General features: G+C 65.0%; 21 protein-coding genes. 1 reads left to right on the top strand and 20 read right to left on the bottom strand.

Translation table 11 applies throughout. From position 1 onward, the window contains the following. Nucleotide 1 precedes the first annotated feature (1 nt). Nucleotides 2–2,260 carry a phage tail tape measure protein gene (locus ACFDS3_RS08170; protein ID WP_375261860.1) on the bottom strand — a complete coding sequence of 753 codons (2,259 nt, stop codon included), beginning with the start codon at nt 2,258–2,260 and terminating at the stop codon, nt 2–4. A gap of 114 nt (nt 2,261–2,374) precedes the next feature. Then, nucleotides 2,375–2,659 carry a phage tail assembly protein gene (locus ACFDS3_RS08165; protein WP_375261859.1) on the bottom strand — a complete coding sequence of 95 codons (285 nt, stop codon included), beginning with the start codon at nt 2,657–2,659 and terminating at the stop codon, nt 2,375–2,377. A gap of 224 nt (nt 2,660–2,883) precedes the next feature. On the opposite strand from ACFDS3_RS08165, the gene ACFDS3_RS08160 reads away from it, so the two are divergent. Next, the gene (locus tag ACFDS3_RS08160; protein WP_375261858.1) at nt 2,884–3,240 is read left to right on the top strand and encodes a hypothetical protein; all 357 of its coding nucleotides are present in this window, start codon (nt 2,884–2,886) and stop codon (nt 3,238–3,240) included. A 27-nt stretch (nt 3,241–3,267) separates the two neighbouring features. Here the strand turns inward: ACFDS3_RS08160 and ACFDS3_RS08155 are convergent, their stop codons facing one another. The 18 genes from ACFDS3_RS08155 to ACFDS3_RS08070 all read right to left on the bottom strand — a co-directional run. Further along, entirely contained in the window at nt 3,268–3,780 is a 513-nt protein-coding gene (locus ACFDS3_RS08155; protein ID WP_375261857.1) for a phage major tail tube protein, read from the bottom strand. 12 nt (nt 3,781–3,792) lie between these two features. Next, complete coding sequence (locus tag ACFDS3_RS08150; RefSeq protein WP_375261856.1) at nt 3,793–4,980, bottom strand: phage tail sheath subtilisin-like domain-containing protein; 1,188 nt, start codon at nt 4,978–4,980, stop codon at nt 3,793–3,795. A 45-nt stretch (nt 4,981–5,025) separates the two neighbouring features. After that, nucleotides 5,026–5,361 carry a GPW/gp25 family protein gene (locus ACFDS3_RS08145; protein WP_375261855.1) on the bottom strand — a complete coding sequence of 112 codons (336 nt, stop codon included), beginning with the start codon at nt 5,359–5,361 and terminating at the stop codon, nt 5,026–5,028. A 4-nt stretch (nt 5,362–5,365) separates the two neighbouring features. Next, nucleotides 5,366–5,581, bottom strand: coding sequence for a hypothetical protein (locus ACFDS3_RS08140; protein WP_375261854.1), 216 nt, complete (start codon nt 5,579–5,581; stop codon nt 5,366–5,368). Nucleotides 5,582–5,589: 8 nt separating this feature from the next. Further along, nucleotides 5,590–6,135 (bottom strand): hypothetical protein, encoded by a 546-nt coding sequence (locus ACFDS3_RS08135; RefSeq protein WP_375261853.1) that lies wholly within the window; start codon nt 6,133–6,135, stop codon nt 5,590–5,592. Next, nucleotides 6,132–6,875: a hypothetical protein gene (locus ACFDS3_RS08130; RefSeq protein WP_375261852.1), complete on the bottom strand. Its 744-nt coding sequence runs from the start codon at nt 6,873–6,875 to the stop codon at nt 6,132–6,134. The genes ACFDS3_RS08135 and ACFDS3_RS08130 overlap by 4 nt, the downstream gene beginning before the upstream one ends. After that, entirely contained in the window at nt 6,872–7,246 is a 375-nt protein-coding gene (locus tag ACFDS3_RS08125) for a hypothetical protein (RefSeq protein ID WP_375261851.1), read from the bottom strand. Before ACFDS3_RS08125 ends, ACFDS3_RS08130 begins: the two co-directional genes overlap by 4 nt. A gap of 54 nt (nt 7,247–7,300) precedes the next feature. Next, complete coding sequence (locus tag ACFDS3_RS08120) at nt 7,301–7,528, bottom strand: hypothetical protein (RefSeq protein ID WP_375261850.1); 228 nt, start codon at nt 7,526–7,528, stop codon at nt 7,301–7,303. After that, nucleotides 7,528–8,553, bottom strand: coding sequence for a major capsid protein (locus tag ACFDS3_RS08115; protein ID WP_375261849.1), 1,026 nt, complete (start codon nt 8,551–8,553; stop codon nt 7,528–7,530). The genes ACFDS3_RS08120 and ACFDS3_RS08115 overlap by 1 nt, the downstream gene beginning before the upstream one ends. A gap of 13 nt (nt 8,554–8,566) precedes the next feature. Then, nucleotides 8,567–8,941, bottom strand: coding sequence for a head decoration protein (locus tag ACFDS3_RS08110; RefSeq protein ID WP_375261848.1), 375 nt, complete (start codon nt 8,939–8,941; stop codon nt 8,567–8,569). A 15-nt stretch (nt 8,942–8,956) separates the two neighbouring features. After that, on the bottom strand, nt 8,957–10,057 hold the full coding sequence (locus ACFDS3_RS08105) for a head maturation protease, ClpP-related (RefSeq protein ID WP_375261847.1): 1,101 nt from the start codon (nt 10,055–10,057) through the stop codon (nt 8,957–8,959). 12 nt (nt 10,058–10,069) lie between these two features. Continuing rightward, complete coding sequence (gene gpW, locus ACFDS3_RS08100) at nt 10,070–10,306, bottom strand: gpW family head-tail joining protein (protein ID WP_375261846.1); 237 nt, start codon at nt 10,304–10,306, stop codon at nt 10,070–10,072. Next, nucleotides 10,296–11,915 (bottom strand): phage portal protein, encoded by a 1,620-nt coding sequence (locus tag ACFDS3_RS08095; RefSeq protein ID WP_375261845.1) that lies wholly within the window; start codon nt 11,913–11,915, stop codon nt 10,296–10,298. Before ACFDS3_RS08095 ends, gpW begins: the two co-directional genes overlap by 11 nt. Next, entirely contained in the window at nt 11,912–13,966 is a 2,055-nt protein-coding gene (locus ACFDS3_RS08090; protein ID WP_375261844.1) for a phage terminase large subunit family protein, read from the bottom strand. The genes ACFDS3_RS08095 and ACFDS3_RS08090 overlap by 4 nt, the downstream gene beginning before the upstream one ends. A 1-nt stretch (nt 13,967) precedes the next feature. Beyond that, entirely contained in the window at nt 13,968–14,603 is a 636-nt protein-coding gene (locus ACFDS3_RS08085; protein WP_375261843.1) for a hypothetical protein, read from the bottom strand. Between the two features lie 219 nt (nt 14,604–14,822). Next, entirely contained in the window at nt 14,823–15,350 is a 528-nt protein-coding gene (locus tag ACFDS3_RS08080; protein ID WP_375261842.1) for a hypothetical protein, read from the bottom strand. Nucleotides 15,351–15,503: 153 nt separating this feature from the next. Then, a complete protein-coding gene (locus ACFDS3_RS08075) occupies nt 15,504–16,271 on the bottom strand; it encodes a hypothetical protein (protein ID WP_375261841.1) in 768 nt (255 codons plus the stop codon). Nucleotides 16,272–16,612: 341 nt separating this feature from the next. Then, the coding region (locus ACFDS3_RS08070; RefSeq protein ID WP_375261840.1) for a phage/plasmid primase, P4 family at nt 16,613–17,881 on the bottom strand (1,269 nt) is incomplete at its 5' end.

Raw genomic sequence — 17,881 nt, 5'->3', positions numbered from 1 at the left:
GTCAGAACTCGTCCGCGAAATGTGAGCCGAAGGCGTTCTGGACCTGGCGTCCGAACGCGAGAGCCAGATCGTCGACGCTGGCATTTGCGCCGCCGTGGACGACGATGTCGCCGAAGGTCACGCTGACCGGGCCGCGGGCTTGTGGTCTGGGCGCCGACGCTGCCGACCGAACACCATCCATGATCGAGCGGGTGTCGGCGGCATTGTGCACGAAGCCCCGGCCGCCGAACGTCGCCAGCTCCGGACCTTCCTCGCCGACCAGGAATGTCCCCGGCCAGACCGGGCCACCGGATGCGCGAGCGCCGTCAATGCCGGCACGAGCCTTGGGACGAGGCGACGAGACGGTGTCGATGGCCCGAAGATTGCCCAGAAGATCGATCGCCGAAGCGTTCGCCGAGTTGATCGAGGCCATGTTGACCAGCGGGGTGACGACGGTGGTTCCGATCGTGCCGAACGTTTCGGAGAAGGTATCGGTGACCGTCTGGGCTTCTTCGATCTCCGTCGTGTCGACCTTCGGCCGCAATTCGATCGTCCCGAGATGCTGGGCGTTCTTGGCGAAGTAGTCTCGCCCGTTCGGTCCCGTGCCTTTGATGGCGTCCTGGTATGCCTGCCAACCGCCTCCTTTCCCGTAGACTACGTCTGCAGATGCCGCCCCGCCCCTCGCGATCGCCGCTTTCCGCTCGTTGTCCATCCGACCGATGACCGTGTCGGGATCGGTGATGATAGGCTCGCCCCGGAGATACTTGTTAATCAAGCCCGGATTGTCGCTGTGGTCCCAACCGAGTATGAAGTCTGCCAATCCTCCGTCGCCAATCCCCATGAAGGCCTCGATACTGCCGACCAGCTGGTCAATGGCTTCGGCGATGGCCTTGATGTCGCTGACGGCTTGCTGGGCATCCGCTCCGATTTCCTTGAAACCCTCGAACACCCTCGCCAGCGCGGCGGTGTCTTCCTCCAGCTTCCCCGGGTCGCCGAACACTGCGTTCCAGGCACTGTCGAACGCGGACTGGAGTTCATCTCCGTCTCCGATCAAGCCTGCGAAAAAGCCGTCGGCAGCAGTTCGGATCGTGTCGAAGACCGTGACGCGCTCGTCCAGGTTCGCGAGCGTGTCGGACAGCTTCTCGCTGAACGCCACGATGCCCGGAAGCATCTCCGCGCCGATGGCCGACGCCACGTTCGAGAAGTTGTTCCGCAAGACTGCCAGCTTCTGCCGGGTCGTCTCGGCGAACAGCTCGAAGGTCTTGTCGACGGAGCCGAGGAACTTGCCGCCCGAGAGGCGATCCATGCCTTCCTCGACCCGATCGAAAGAGCCCAGCAGGGCGCTCGCCTCGTCAGCATGCTCGCGGCCGAACAGCTCGATCAGGAAGCCGGTCTTGTCTTCCTTCGCCATGTCCTTGGTGATTTCGGCAAGATCGCCGATCGCATCGACCGGCGTCTCGAAGAACTTCTTCTGAAGCCGGGCGCTGTAGCCCTTGCCTCCGATGCTATCGAGAATCTTTGCCGCGTCCTTGTTGCCCGACAGGTCCGAGAGCGAAGTCAGGACCTTGTTCGTCGCGGTGGACGATCTCTCGGCCGAGATGCCCAACTCGGACAGCGTGGCGCCAATCACTGCCATCTCTTCGCCGGTCACGCCCAGATCGTTCGCGAGAGACGCCGTGCGACCGAGGAAGTCGATCAGGACGGATTCGCTCGTGCCCGCGTTGTCCGCTGTGGTGTTGAGAGCGTCAGCCAGGACGCCAAGCTCGGCCACCGTCAGCTTGAAGCCGTTTCGAAGCTCCGACATCCTCTGAGCCGTCTCGGACGGATCCATGTCGAACGCGACAGACGCCTTCGTCGCCAGGAGCGAGAACGCTTCGAGGTCTTCGGCTGCAATGCCGAACTGCGATGCCGCAGCCATCAGGTTGACGATCTCGGTCGCGGCAACCGGCATCGTGCTCGACAGCTCGCGCGCCCGGTCCTGCATGGCAGCAAGCTGGGTCTCGCTGAGAGTCGACACCTTGGCGAGGGACGCGAGGGCGTCCTCCATGTCCATGGCTTTGCCGATGCCCGAGCCGATTCCGACGCCCGCGCCGATCGCCGCACCGCCGACCGCTGTCAGGGCAACAGCCGCCCGGCCAAGACCCATCGCCATTACGCCGCCGTTGCGGGCGGTGCGGTCGATCTGGTTGTCGAGGCCGCGCATGGTTCGGCCGACGCGGCGCGCGGGACCGGTAACGCCATCGCGCAGGCGGAGGATCAGTTCAGACGACAGCGTTGCCATGTCAGCCCTCCGTGTTCAGCCCGAAGGCGTCCTTGATTTCGGCGAAGTCTTCAGCGGCGTCACGCGCCGTCATGGCCCGCACGACCGGAAGCGGGGTGCAGGCATAGTGTGCGATCAGGATTGAGCCTCGTCGCCATCCTGATCGCGGAAGTTTCCCATCAGTCCGCCCATGGCGCGGTCGCACTTGTTGAAGTCAGACGCCCGCAGCTTTTCCAGAACAGGGATCGTAAGCCCCGTGACAGAGGCCATCATCGCCGTGGTGTAGGCGATCTTGCCCTGGAACTTCTCGGCCTTGATGAGGTCGCCGACCAGCGGCTCGCGCAGGGTCAACTCGGCAATCTCCTTGCCGTCCCCATCCTTGATCGGGCGGCTCAGTTTCACGACAGTGGTATCGGACATCAGGTTTCACCTTGAGGACGAGAGGAATCAGAATGGCTCTTGGGAAGTGTCGAGAGTGCGGTCACGAAGTCTCTAAACGTGCAAAGTCCTGTCCTTCATGTGGGAAGCCACACCCGACGAGGACCGGCATCTCGGCGAAAGGCTTCGCAATAGGACTGGGCGTTGTAGTTCTTCTCGGCTTCGCCCTCGGGGATGACGACAAGGCAGGCAGTGCCGATGAACAAATGGAGGCGAACGCCGCTCCTGCGGAAGATGCGGTTGACATGGCCGCGGATCGTGAAGCGGAAGAGGCAGCCTGCCGTGAGGACATCCAGTGCTGGGGCGACGAGCACGTGTTCACCGCCGCTGTTGCCTGCGAGCCGATCATCGAGCGGATGGCGGAATACACAATGGAGTGGACCGACGGATGGACTGAGCCGAAGTTCGGATACTTCCGATGGAAGGATCAGGACGCCGGTGTCGTGACGTTCATGGGGGACAAGGCGCGTTTCCAAAACGGCTTCGGCGCTTGGTCGAACGTCACGTATGAGTGCGATTACGACCCCACAAATGAGGCCGTTCTGGATATCCGGATCGAGTAGCAGGGCGGTTCATCGCCGCCCGCCGGATCAAACCAAGCCGAGCGCCCGGGCCATGCCACGGTTCTGCGTGACACCGCCGATCCGGACCTCGGTATCGGACATGTGCCAGACCTCGCGCTCCTGCCCCTCGGTCTCGAGGATCAGCGTCTGCTCGTGTACGGTGAATTCGGTTCCGACCGACGACTTGGACGCGGGCGCGTGATCGCCGGGGTTCACCGATAGCGCCTCGGCGACCATCAGGCACTTGTAGCTGTGCTGGGTGCCGTCCTCGCTCTCGGCATAGCCACGAGCGATCAGGTTGTGCGGACCATTGCCCATCAGCTCGAGGATCGCCGGATCGAAACTGGACAGCTCCACCGAGAACGTCTGTGCCTCGAAGCCCATCCGCACGAGCCGCGGCTTGATCATCCCCGCGTTCCGGAACTCCTCGGTCGTGGCCTCGGGCGCAGGCAGCGTGAGCTGCGCCATCTGGCCGATCTGGTTCACGCCGGCCATGACGACCGTGACGTTCTTCAAGACGAATGCAGGCGCGTTGGCCATGTCGTGTCCTCCTTACGCCGCTTCGGCGATGACAAACCGGCCCGCCACGCTGTCGAACAGCGCCTCGTAGGCCACGATGGGATTGCGGTACGCCTGGATGCGCAGGTCGTAGATCGGTGCGGGCGGCTCATACTGCAGGCCGAACTTCACGATCCCCTGCACGCCGTCCTCGGCCGTCTGGTTTGCGGCAAGCCCGAAGCGCGATCCCGCCAGCAGCACACCCTCGCCTTCCAGACGGCGCAGAAGCCGCTGGCCTGCGATGGTCATCAGGTCCAGCGTGTCGAGCACCATCGGGCGCCCCATGAAGCTGTAGAAGGCCTCTTCCAGCGTCTCGTTCACGTAGTCGGCCACGCGCACCACGTTCAGGAACTGCCAGATCGAACCGGCCTCGTTCGCCGCGGTCGTCTTCGGGCCCCAGACCTCGAAGCCGTTGCCGCGGTTGATGACGGTCGAGACACCCGCCTCGTTCAACGGGGTCACCTCCGTGCCGAAATCGACCGGGCGGTTCACCCCGATGATGCCCTGCGCCTGCACATTGGTCGCCGGCCACGCGACGTTGCGGGTGCGGTCGAGGTTCGACTGGACCGCCGCGAACAGCGTGGACGATGGCTTGGCCGTGGCGATGCCCGCCACGCTCTTCAAGATCTTGTCGTCAGTCAGCGTAACCCGCTTGTTCGCGATCAAGCCGGCAGCGGTGATGGCGTTGGCGATGGTGGTACCGGGCCCGTCCGCGAAGATGAAGCCACGCATGTCGTCAACGACGGTCGCCAGTTCGGCGATGATCGCATCCGCCTGTGCGACCCCTGCGTAGGCAATGCCGGCGGTCGGGAAGATCTTCGGCTTCGGCAGGCCGAGCGAGGTAGCCTTGCGGAAGGCGTGAACCCCGGTCTTCATCGTGGCGTCGCCCTGCGCATTTGCCGTCAGCGCCGCCACGTCGATCCCGGCATCCACGAACGTCAGGACAACCGTGCCGCCATCGTTGTCCCAGACCGTATCCAGCTCTTCCTTCACTGCGGCGGGAAGATCGGCCGCGTCCGACGGGTTGCGGATCGCGATCGGCGTGTTCAGCGAGATGCCCGAGGGAAGATCAGCGGGGGTTACAGCCTGGATCATGCCGATGGTCGAGGTGCCGACCGGCTGCGGGATGACGGGTTCGTTCGCGTCCTGGAATACCCGGACGCCGGAAAATGGCTCAGCCATGTGTTCTCCTTTCGCGGGCAGTCCGCGTGAGCTGGTGGAAGGTCGTCAGGCGGTCAGCGGCAGTGTGTCGCTGACGGCTTTGCCGTTGTAGATTCCGTAGATCGCGAGGCTCAGGGCGCCGCTGGCGCTGGTCTCGATCATCTCGCACCCGGTCAGGGTGAAGCGCGGTTCCCACCGCGAGATCGCCAGCGCGGTGGCCGCATAGACGGCGAGGATGTTCGACGTGGTCATCGGGCGGCCCAAAAGGTCGTAGAGGTGCGACCCGAACTCGCGCCGCATCACGCGGCTGCCGATCGGGGTGGTCAGGATGACCGTGATCGATTGGCGCACGTGGTCCCAGCCCTCGAGGGGACGGCCGGTCGTGCGGCTGACCCCTCCCATGGGATCAGTCCTTGGCCTTGGTCGAGCGAGACTTCGGCGCTTCGATCTGGCCGCCGCGCAGGAACGGCGCCGCCTGGCCATCGGTCAGATCGACGGGCTTGTCCTTGGCGTAGTGCCTGCCGAGGATGAAGGATGCCTTGGCGACGGTGTAGGTCTTGGGCGGGTTCTTGGCCGGTGCTTCTTTCGAGGTCTCGGCCGAGGTGTCTGACTTGTCGTTCATGTCGTCCCTCACTGTTCCGGCTGGACGGTCGTGCCGATGCCGGGTTGCGTGTCTTCGTGCTTGTGATCGTCGCCGACATTCGTGCCGTTGTGGGTGAACGCACCATCGGATGCGGCGAAGTCGCCTTCGATCGTGACGGGGCCCGTGATGCTGACCGGGCCAGTGAAGGCGAAGCCTGCACCGGTCAGTTCAAGCCGATGCCCCGCCAGGGTAATCACCAGCTCGCCGTTCGCCGCCTTCGGGCGGCCGCTGGCATCGGTGAAGCTCGACAGCGCGATCACACCGTCCGTCAGGTCGCCGCTTTCGCTCGTGACCTTCACGCGCTGGCCAACCACCGGCTCGCCCTGGATCTTCAGGTCACCGCTCGACAGCGCCTCGGCCTGCATCCACGGCCCCGTAAAGCCGCCGCCGAAGTCGACGCGGTACCGTCCCGTTGCGGGATCGGCGGCGCTGATGGTCCCTTCCCGGCTGCGGCCGCGCTCCCGGCGCTTCACTTCGGCGAGTTCGCGGCCCAGGTGGGCGATCTGCTCGCCGATCCGGCTGGGGAAGGTCATTCCCAGACAATCCCGGTGACTGTCTCGCTGTTGCCGGCGTCGATGCCCAGAACGGGTGCCGCCGCATCGGAAAGCCCGAAGCGCTCCCGGATGTGCTCAAGCGTCAGCTCGGCGTCCTGCACACCCAGCAGAGCCGCCGTGATGGCTTCAACGCCGGAGCCGGCGACAGCAGCCTCGAATTGCTTCCAGACCGACGTGGTGGCCAGCGGGGCGCCCCAGACCGGGTCGCTCTTGCCCGCGACCCAGATGCGCACCTGGCGCGCGGCAAGGCGCGTCCCGCCCTCGGAGAGCGTGGCGCGCTTGCGCTCGATCTTCGTGATGCCGTCATGCATCCGCGAGAACAGGTTCGGCCACTGCCCGTCGCCGTGCAGCGCGACGGCGATCTGTCGGTCCGTAATGTCGAGCGCCGCTTCCATGCCTGTATCCGTCGCCGGCACGGCGAAGCCCGTCAGTACGGTCTCGCCGGTCTCATCGTCGTGCGTGGACATGGCCTGCGCGATCCCGAACTCGATCACGACCTCGACTGTGCCGTTCTCCCAGAGGGTGCGCATGCCCGCCCCTTCGGACGCGCTGTCGTCGGTATAGACCAGGATGAACGGCTGATCGTCAGCCGCAACTTCGCCGTCGCTCGCGATGTCCAGCGCCTCGAAGTCGCTGTTCTTCACATTGTCGCCCACGATGGTCCGACCGCGCAGCGCCTCAACGACGGCGTGGCGGATGGCGAAACGGCAGAGGCTCATATCTCGTTCAACTCCGCGATCAGGCGCCCATGGTTGCGGTCATCGATGCTGCTCACCGAGAACCAGGGCTGGCCCGCCCGGTCCATCGCCCGCAGCTTGTCGCCGTCGCGGATCGCCAGCTCAGGATAGGCCACGCGCGAGAAGTGCGCGCGTGCCTTGCCAGAGACGATCCGCGATCCCCAGGACGTGCTGGTGCCGGCTACGTTCTTCTCGTCCGCGTTGCCCGTGCGGAGAACACCCTGCAGGTCGGTTCTGGTGCGGGTTGCATCCGCCTCGCCTTTGTTCAGCGGGTAGTGGCGCAGCGTCTCGGCCATCACGCCGTCGACGGCCTTGATCGCCATGTCGCGGTACTGGTGAAACTTGGGCGGCATGGCGCACCTCCGGAGGTGTGGGGCTGCCCCGAAGGCCCACCCCATCGTCTGTCATCAGGCGGCGTTGAGCGCCTCGACGATCTGGGCTTTGGTCGCACCGGACGAAATCTCAACGCCCCGGCGCTCGGCCTCGGCGATCAGCTCGTCCTTCGACATCTTGTCGAGGTCGAGCTTCTCAGCACCGGCATCGGCCGAGGCCGCCGCGATCGCTTCATCCGAAGCGTGCTGGCCGGCTTTCCTGAATACGCCGTCATAGAAGCCGGGCTTTGTCACCGTTCCCATCAGGCCGTCCCCCGCTGCAGCATCCCCGGGCGGGTGCAGATGAACAGCGGGTAGCTGTAGACCTCCACCCGGTCCCACGCCTCGCGGCCCGAGGGGTCCGCGAGGATCATGCCGTAGTATTCCCGCGCGCGGCGGTTCAGGTACGGCTTGAACTCCTGGGCAGGCCCGAAGCCGACCTTGAACACGCCGCGGGCGCCGATGGGGAAGAACTTCGCCTTGTCCGTGGGGACGGCGATCTTCGACTTATCGTCGGTCCCACGGTAGTTGATGAAGGTGATGTTCTCGATGTCGATCGCGGAGTAGCCTTCGACGCCCTCGAGCGACACGGCCCGCTCGGTGCCAAGGTAGGTCTCCTTGATCTGCGGGTGGTTCAGAAGGCTGTCGTAGAAGGTGTCGCCGACCAGCGCCCCGATGCGGGTGCCGGGCGTCCAGGCACCCTTCGCCGCGTCCCGCATCTTGCGGCCGACTTCCCGGCACTTCGCGCGAACGTCCGTGCCCGCCACTGAGAGGGCAAAGTTGATCTCCGCCGGCTGCGTGATACCCCACTCGGTGTACCAGTTGTGGAGGACGGTCGTGCCGTCGGCGTCATAGACGACGCCCTGGATGGCCCCGAAGCGCATGTGCTCCCAGGTCAGCTCGAGGTCGTCCATGATCAGGCCCGTGCGATCGGTCACTTCATCGGCGATCTCGACCAATTGATCTTCGAACGGCAGGGCAAGGACGCCAGCCAGCTCGGACGCCATGATCGTCGAGCCCTTCGCGAGGCGGTGCGGGTGGAAGACACGCACCTTGGCGCCCTTCGGGATCAATTCTTCCAGCGGAGCGCCCAGTTCCGAGGTCGGGATGAGTGACAGTGCCCCGTCCTTCGAGGCGATGGCGATGCTGCTCGAGCGGGAATAGATCGGCTCGAACAGGTTGAGGCCGCCCAGAAGCTGCGGCTTGAACTCGGTGGAGCGGACGACGTTCTCGTCGAACTCCACCGCTCCCCAGTGGTTCTGGGTGAATACGTCGGTGACGATAGCCATTGGTCAGCCCTCCTTATCGGCCGATGATGCCGAGTGCCGCGAGAGCGGTCATGGCAGCAGTCTTTTGCGGGTCGGTCACGCCGTCCGCGAAGGTCAGCATGTCGGCGTGCACCTCCGAATCCCGGGCGGTGTAGGTGCGGCGCACGTCCGCGGCGGTGGCATCGCAGCTTTCGTAGAGGATCGCGGCCGCAGTCTCGGAGCCGTCGGCACCAGCGGGGTTGAAGGGCGCGAGCTTTCCGCTCGCGGTGATCACGCCCATGACGGCGCCCGCCTTCACGACGCCCGAACCGGAGGCGACGACGCCCTGTTCACGCGAGCGATAGCCAGCGGCTTCCGAGACAATGTATTGGCCGGGCCGGTTGTGGATGTCTTCGTTGAGGATCGGCATCTCTCAATCCCTCCCTTAGCGCGCAGCGCGCTTGTTGCGACGATCGACGGCGGCCTTGAGGACGCTCGTGTCGCCCTTCGCGCCGGTTTTCGGCTGGCCGCCTAGACCCACGCCATTGGCCTGGGTCCGGTTGGCCTCGTACTCGGCAGCGGGATCGGCCGGCTCTTCCGCCGGCGTCGCGGCGGGCGCGGCGGCCAAGGCCTTCTGCACCTTCTCGACCTCGTCGTCGGTTTCGTCGGCGAAGTAGGAAGCCAGGGCCTCGCGGCCCTTCGCTTCGGGCAGCGCCATGATGGACGCGCGCCGCTTGCGATCGGCCGTGACAGCATCAGACGCGGCGGTGCTGCCGGACGCCTTCAGCTGCTCGAGTTCGGCGGCCAACTGGTCCGCCCGTTCTTTATCCGTCATCGGGGTCTCCTTTGCTTGACGGGTTTCAGCGACGGGCTTAGCCGCCGTGGGTGCGGTCGGAACCGCGGGCCGGGTGGCGGGGAGCCGCCAGCCGTTCTCTTTCGCCTGCGCCACGAGCTTCTGCGGCGCGCGGGCATATGCGTCGTAGGGGAAGGCGGCGATAGCCTGACGCTTGATCTCCAGGACTTCGTCAGCGAAGCCAGCTTCGACTGCCTCTTCGTCGCCGTACCAGGTCTCTGCCTTCATGATGGCTCGGGCTTCATCAACCGTCATGCCCGAGCGGCGCGAGTAGACCCGCGCATAGGAGGTCGCGAGGCTCTCGAGGCTGCGGATGCTCGCCTCGTGATCCTCCACCGTTCCGAACGTGAAGCCGGCCGGATCATGGATCATCATCTGCGCGCCGCTGGACATGCGGATGGTCTCACCGACCATCGCGATCAGGGATGCCGCCGAGGCCGCTTCGCCGTCGATCACGACATCAGTCCGGCCGGAGCGCTGCGCCAGAACGCTGTGGATTGCGATGCCCTCGACCGCGTACCCGCCGCCCGAGTTGATATGGACGGTGAGGTCGGAACCGTCGTCAATCTCCGCCAGAGCGTTGAGAACCATCGGGTGCGTAAAGCCGTCGATGATGATCTCGTCGCCGTAGGCCCAATGCTCACCGACGTAGCCGGTCAGCGTGAGCCGGCCGTCTGAAACGATCACTGCCATGTCTGGTATTCCTCAGTAGGGCCGGAACCGGACACCCATCGCGTAGCGGGTGCGCTTCGGCGTCTTGCCTTCGGTGATGGCGCATTGCTTCTCAGCCTCGGCGATCAGGCCGTCGAGCCGCGGCAGATCGGCTTTGGTGTAGCGAACTTCGTCCTCGCCGAAGCGGACCGCGGTCGCCTTCTCGCCGGCGATGAGATCGCGGCGAATTTTCTTCAGCTCGGCAGCCTCGACGCAGGGGTCAGTCGCCATTCGCAGGTGTCCTCATTCCATCGGCCGCGGCGCCCTGAGGGCCCGCTCCTTCACCGCCGGACATGCGCCCATGCGGCGGGGTGATGCCGGCCTCAGTGAACCGCGCGACCTCGCGCTCGATCTGATCGAGGTCTTCTTCCCAATCACGCCCCTCTTCGGATGCGATCTGCTTCAGCGTTGTCTGGCCAGTCTCGAGCCGGACCTTGTTCGACAGCGCGTCCTTGTACGGATCGGCGCTCGGCTTGGCCGGGCCGCGCCACTCGGCGTCGACGACCTTCTCGCGGTTTGCCAGGAAGGCCTGGTAGCCGCCCTTCAGCGGGATGCGGCCGGTGCCGATCTGCTCGTCGAGCCATGCCTCGTAGATACCCTGCGCCATGACGGCCGGAATTCGCTCGCGGCGCCTGGTGATCGTCGGCCAGATGGTCGCTACCGCCATCCGCACGCTGGAATAGGTCGCCCGGAGGTGGTCCATCGTCATGGATTCGTAGGTCACACCGAGACACCGCGCGACCTCGCGCAGGAGGCCCTGCTGGAACGGCTGATACTGCGGGCCCGGCGTGGCCGAAGAATGCAGCTCAAGTTCTTCGCCCGGCCCGAGATGATTCACCTGGGAGCTGTCTCCGCCGATGGAGAGCCTATTCGTTTTAAGTGCATCGATTCGATGCTCCCAAACCGAGAATAGGTCTTGGGCCAGTTCCTTGTTGCCTTCGATGCCAGACAGTTCGCTGATCTGTTCGAGGGCCATAAACGCCGTCTCAGAGGGCTCCGGGCTCTTGATTGTGGCCGCGAAGGCGGTTTGCAGGAGCGCGGTCGTCAGCGTGGCATCGGCGAACTGGTCACTCTGCGCGATGACCTTGAAGGCCGGCGTCATCGGGCTGATCCCGCGCGGGCTGTTCGGGGTCGCGCCGCGGTCCATGACGTGCAGAACCTGGGCGACGTTTCCCGCACGGGCCATCACGTCGATGTTCCGCTCGATCCCGCCTTCGGACCGACGGAACCGGTAGGCACCCGGCCGCCCCAGCTCGTCGTGGTAGATGCCTTGATCCCAGCCTTCCATCGGACTGGTGTAGCGTGTCAGGCGGTGCGGCGAGGCCAGACGAACCTTCGTTCCCGTCTCGAGCCCGTAGCGCTGCCGGTCAGAGCGGCCGAGGAAGTCGACGATCGCGACCGCCTCACCGCCGGCGAGGTAGTACCGGACCGCACCATCCAGCATCTCCTGGACAGTCGCCTTCCCTTCGAGGTCGCATTCCCAAGGGTTCCACGACCAGCGCCGCCACTCCCGCTCGACCATCCGGCACCAGGCGGCCTTTTCCTGGTCGTCGTAGCCCAGCCCCTTCAACTCGGGCTGGCAGTTCAACTTCAGCTCAGGGCCGATCATGTCCGCGATGATCTGATCGGTCGCGCCGGAGACCCAGCCCGAGTTCTGCATGAAGTCGAACGCCAGCGCGAAGGCCCGATCGGCAGCTTCACGAACGTCAACCTTCACGTCCCGCGACACGGCGCGGCGCATGCTCAGGACGCCAGAACGGTCGTGCCTCATGTAGCGCGCCGTGGGCTTCGCCTGGCGTGGTTGCATGGGCTGGCCAAGATGGTTCAGCAATTGCGTCATTCGTAGGCCTTCCATTTGGCTCGGCGACGCTGCGGCGGGCTTGTCACGTCCTTCGTGGTCTCTGGCTCCGCCTGGCTCGCAGCCGCGACTGGCAGTTCTGCGTCGAAGAGATCGCCCTGCGGCGCTTCCGGCACAGCTCCACGCTCGACCGCCAACGCGTCCCACTGGTCGTCGGTCATCGCCGCCCATCCCTTTCGCAGGGCTCCCGCCTCTGCGTAGTTCATCGTGTCCAGCGCTTCGTTCCGACGGGTCGGCTCGACCAGCATCCAGGCACTGGTCATCACGCCCACCTTGTTGCGCCGCACGACGCGCGTCTCGGCCGTGAGCATGCGGTAATATTCGTCGCCGAGGTTCTTGGCGAACTGGGTGAAGCCCCGCGCCTCGGGCAGTTCCTTTTCGAGGTGGCCGTAGAGCCCCGCCTTCATCGATGAAACGTTCAGGTTGAACGCCCGCTTCTGGGCCCGCTTCGCTTGACCGTCCTTCCGACGCTCGAACCGCTGCGGCATCATCAGGGGACCGTTCTGCGCAGAGCTGCCCTTCACGATGATCACCCGGCTCCAGGGGTGCGTCTTCGCCCAGCTCCACACGTCGTCGGTGTAGGCACCGCCGTCGATCGCGAGAATGTCGAGCGAGACGGGGAGCCCGAACTCGGTCCGCCACTTGTGCTTCAGGAGCGCGTTCAGTTGCGCACGACCCGCCTCGTCGCTGATGTGATGCGGGATGACCTTGTAGTCGATCACCCACCGCCGGCGATTGGCACCGAACGCGACGAACTGGGCTTCCATTCGATCATCTTGGCAGTCCACGCCTGCCGCGAAAATGAAGCCCGTCGCCGGAAGCACGCCGAGCTCGAGCACGTCACCCGCCTCTGCGTTTTCCGTGCGGTCGCGGAGCTGCTCCCAATCCGGCGCATCGGTGGCCTGCTCGTAGGGCAGTCCCAACACGTCGTTCCAGAACACCTGCTCGATCGCGGAGCTGACAGTCGGAGCCGTGGCCTTGCCCTTCGGCGCGACCTCGACCTCGTCTTCAGACTTGGACGCCGCGTCGGACCGGACATTGGAGACCTCGATCCGCGACCAGCCCATGATCTGCGCATACTCGGCCGCGATCGATCCCCAGTCCCGCTGCGGCGCGTAGGCGCGCCAGAGGTGAAAGCCTGGATGATCGCCGCCCGGGTTATGACGCACCCAGCGGCCCAGCCGCACGATGCGTTCCTTGTCACCGTGCCGGATCGGCTCCTGGCACCGCTCGCAGGTGAAGTGGGCCGCGTGCAGGCGCTCTGGATCGATGTTCTGCCGAAGGTTCTCCCAGGTCAGCGGCTGCTCAGCACCGCAATGCGGACACGGCACGTGGTAGAGACGCTGGTCGGACCGCTCATACGAGAGCGAGATCCGGCAGGTCCCCTTGATCATGGCCGTCGAGACCCGGAGGATCTTTGCGTCCTCGTAGCCCGACGCCCGGCTCTCCGCGAGTTTCTCGGGGTCCCCCTTCTCCGACGGCTCGAACTTCGAGACGTCGTCCATGATGACCAAGCGCCGGCTGGTCCCGGTCAGGTCAGCCGGCGACCCGGCAGACGCGACCTTGATCGACCCGTTCCGATCCAGCGTCTCCTGGTTGAACGTGTTGTCGCGGTTTTCCCCGCGCCCCGACCCGAAGACCTTGATCAGCCCCAGCGCCTGGCGACGCATGGGCATCCACTTGTTGTTCACCCATTCGCTCGCCGCGCTTCCCGTCGGGTGCACGATCAGCGAATCCAGCGGGGTGTATTCGTGCCACTCTGCCAGCGTCGGCTGGATCACCGATACCGTCTTGCCCCACTGCGCCGAGCCGCGAAGCGTCACTTCCCGCGCCGGATGCTCGGGCGACAGTACCTCGTGTATCTCGCGCAGGAAGGCGAAGCGCGAAATGTCGAACGGGCCCGGCATCGGCGAGCGTGCATCGAAGACGATGTTCTCTTCGCACCAGCGGGTGATGTCAGGCGGAGGCGGAGGCGCGATGGCCTCGGAAATGGCCCGCGCGATCACCGCCTCGGCCGCTGCGAGATAACCCATCCTAGAAGTCCGCCTCGTCCTCTGCTTCGGAGAGGTGCACGGCCTCGGCTTCCGCGGCCTTTTGCTCCGAACGGTGCGAGCGATACTCGCGCCAGACCTCATTCAGGATCGCCCTCGCCGCCTTGAAATCGATGCCCAGATCATCCGCCAGGCGCCGGGCACCGGCGCGCAGGACCGAACTCTCGATCGACGCGATCTCCATCTGCATTTGCCGGGCCGTCTCGGCAGCCACTTCGCTGGCGAGAACCCAGTTGCCCTCTTCGGCCTCGTTCTGCCGACGGGCGCGGCGCGCCTTTTCCTCGAGCTCCTGCGTGCGCGCCATCTCATAGCGCGTCGGGTCCTTTGCCGGCAGCAGCGTGGCGCCGGCACCGCCTGACGTTCCGAACTCTGGTTCAGCCTGTTCCGGCGGCTCCATGTCCTCCAGGCTCCGGCGCGTCTTCGCCCCGTTGCCAAGCATCTGAGCCGGATCGAGGCGCTGCCCCAAAGCGTCAGCCGCCCTGCTGAGATCGAAACGGCGAGCGCGACCGTCGCCGTGATAGCAGCCGTCGAGGCGACCGTCTCTGACGAGCTGGCTGATCCGCCCCTTCGAGAGGTTCAGAGCTTTCGCCAGGTCTGTCGTGTTCAGCTGCCTGCTCATGACGTCCTCCCCGGCTCAGTCCCCCTCCGATGCCGCTGCTGTCTCAAACGCCTTCGCTCAACCACGGCTCAACCAATTATACGAAGCGAGGTTTAGGCTTCGCGGATCGTTTATTATGACCGAAACCCCGGGCTGCTGCGCCCCCGCATGCAGTCGAATTTTTTGAACGGTCCCTGTATCCGGGGGGCTCAGAAATTGATGTTTTGACGACGCGCGCCCTCAGCTGACCACGCCGCGCGTCATGCGGCTAAGCTCATGCTGGACACGCTGGCCGAGGTCGTCGGCCGTCCGTTCGAACGCCGCGGCGCTGGCATCCTTCACCAGTTCCTTCGGGATGCTCGGGCCGAACATCTTCTCGATCGCGTTGTTGCGGCCAGAGTTCGCGCTGAAGCCGCCAGTCCGCTTGAACACGTGGCCACCAGCAACGAACTTCCCGCTCTTCCGCGTGCCTGCGAAGATGAATGCGCCTTCGAACCTGCGGCTGTTCCCCCACGGCTTGGCCTTCACCCCGTAGCCGAACTGCTTTGCACCGAATTCCTTCAGTGAAAGCGGTTGGCCGCGCGCGGTGATCTTGTACTCAAGACTTCCGAAGTTTGCCTTGGTCACATGCAGCGCGGCGAGAACAGTGGCGCGCTTTGCGCCCGTCTGCTTTGTCAGAGCCCGGACCACTTGCGTGCGGCCCTTGCTGCCCGTGTGGTTGATCGCCCGACGAAAAGCGTTGTGCGCCTTCTCGGTCTTCCCGACCAACGCCACGGCATCCTGAAACCGGACAGCGTTCTGATCCATGAACTCGAGACGGAACATAACGGCCTCCAGAAACGGCAACGCCCGGCGGTCACTGGACCCCGGGCGCACGTCGGTTGCTTGGCAAAAGTCAATACGGCTAGACCTGTGCTCCGGTCAATCCCCTTTTTCGCGCCATGGCGAGAGGGCAGGCATGGCCTCATCAATTACGGTCCACGCCAGCGGTGCGGCACATGCGATCCGGGCGACTTCCAGCAGAGCACCCCACCAGTCCAGATAGCGGCGGCGCGCCAAGGCGATCTGCGGCCACGTTGGTTCGTAGGTCACCGGAACCATCTGCGGCGTGAACTGCCGGACGCGCCCGTTCATCACGTACTGCTGGCGAGGAAGATTGACCGGCGCACCGAAAGATCCGTGAGGGTTTCGCTTCCACTCTGACGGGACGCACTTGGGGCTGGCCCCGATCATCGGGTCAGGCGTGGTCCCGGCCCGGGCATGGTCTGCGACGATCACCGCCATGTCCCACGGCAGCGCGGCGCGGACTGCGTCCGCCAGCAGCTCGGCATCGTCCGCCGGACGCGACTGCCCCCGTGACGTGTCGATCCGCACGCCGCCGAGCATCGCCCGCTGCATCAGGACGAACTCCATCCCGACGCCAGCACGGTTGTGATCGTTCAGATCGTACTCCAGCCGCGCATGCTCTACCCCGAACGCCCACTCCAAGGCTGCGCGAATGCCCATTCTGCGCACCTCGCGCGGCGCCGGGCCCTTTGGCCGCTCATCAAGGGAAGCCGCCGGCGAGACCGCAACACCAGGAGCTGCCTGCCGCGCCGCCGGGCGGCGACGTTCGACCCGCGTCACCCCGCGTTCAGCCAGGTACGTCTCGACCGCCTGCCGCTCTTCATCGGTGTAGATATCCGCCATTATTGCCCTCTTCAGCCCGAAGGGAGGAACGGGAGGGTAGCTTTCCCGAAAACAGCTACCCTCCCATTGCGACCCGCTCTTTAACCTGTTGTTCCGATGGTTCTTTTTACTCAGATGGGGAGGTAAGGGAGGATAGGGAGTGATTTTCAGACCTACACATAAGGGACTTGTCCTCCCCCCAGACCCCTCTGCCTCGCGCATGTGCATACCTTGCCGACAGCCTCCCTTCCCTCCCTGATCCTCCCTAAACCCCTGATCCCGCATCACTTCCCCCGATCCCCCAAACTCCCTCGCCCCTCCCTCAAACCTCGTTACGCTCCCTTCCCTCCCGGCGTTTGGTGTCAAAAGGGGTCCGGGGAAGCCGACGAATACGCAGGCGCAACGGGCGCGTTCGGCTCGACCTCCTTCCACCTGGCGGCGAACATGTCGGATATCTTGATGCCGACATACCCGGCCACGGATCGCTTGCCCGGACTGAAGGTCTGCCCCGTGCGCGGGTCGCGGTATGACTTCGCGCGCGCCTTCATGCGCTTCTGGATCGTCGTGGGCGTCCATGGGCTCTCGCCGCTGTCGCTCATCCAGAAGGTGAAGGCCGCAGCGATGGTCGAGGACCGCGTGAAGTCGCTGCCGTCGCCGGTGACCTCGCAGGCCGCCGCGAGGAAGCTGCCCACAGGGTCGCTGTCCTCCCGGTATTCCTTGGTCGCGTCCTGGACCGCTTGGGGCACCTGCAGGCCGCCTTCGAGGTAATCGATCAACCCTGCCACCATCCAGTTCAGGATGCCCGGTGCCTCGGCGCGCAGCTTCTTCCCCAAGTCGGGATCGCGTTCGGCTTCCGGGATCTGGACATCGAACGGGATCAGCAGGATGCGCCGCCAGATGCCGTCGTCGGTGTTGCGGATGTCCGGCTTGTGGTTGCCCGAGATTGTCAGCTTGAACTGTGGCTTCACCTCGACGAAGTCGGAATGCAGCGCGCGCACGAGCATCGGCTCACCGCCCGTCAGTTCCTTGATGACGCCCTCCTGCAGGCGTGTGCCCTGCTCAGGTTCGGAAGCCCGGACCATGCGGGCGCCCATCAGGGGAACGAGGTCCGGAGTAGCGTCGCCGCCCCCTCGCCGCTTCTCGCCCGTCAGGCTCTCGATCTTGGCGGTGGCCGCGTAGTCTCCCATGAGCCAGGCCATCAGGTCGGTCAGAACCGATTTGCCGTTCGCGCCCTGCCCGTAGAAGAAGGCCAGCTTCTGATCGCCGGTTATCGAGGTCAGGTTCAGCCCGAACCACCGCTGCAGAAACTCCCGCATCTCGCGATCGGGCAGCACCCGTTCTAGAAATTTGTCGAAACCCGGTGACCGGGCATCGGAGTCGAACTTCGCCCGCATCTGCTTTGTGATCAGGTCCCGCCGCTTGTGCGGTCGCAACTCGACCATAGCAGACGAGCTCATCCCTTCTTCGTGGAGCCTCTGAAAGAAGAGCGTCCCGTTGCCGACATTCACCTCGAGCGCCTCGGCGTCGAGCTCGTCGACCGAATGCGTGATCGAGACCGAAGCCTCTGTCAGGAAGGCGCTGATCCGGTTCGTGTTGCCGCAGGCCTTCGCGAAGGTCATATGCTGTTCTCG

Origin of the sequence: Palleronia sp. (genome assembly GCF_042089775.1) — a bacterium.
Classification (GTDB): domain Bacteria; phylum Pseudomonadota; class Alphaproteobacteria; order Rhodobacterales; family Rhodobacteraceae; genus Palleronia.
This window is presented reverse-complemented; position numbering and strand designations above follow the sequence as displayed.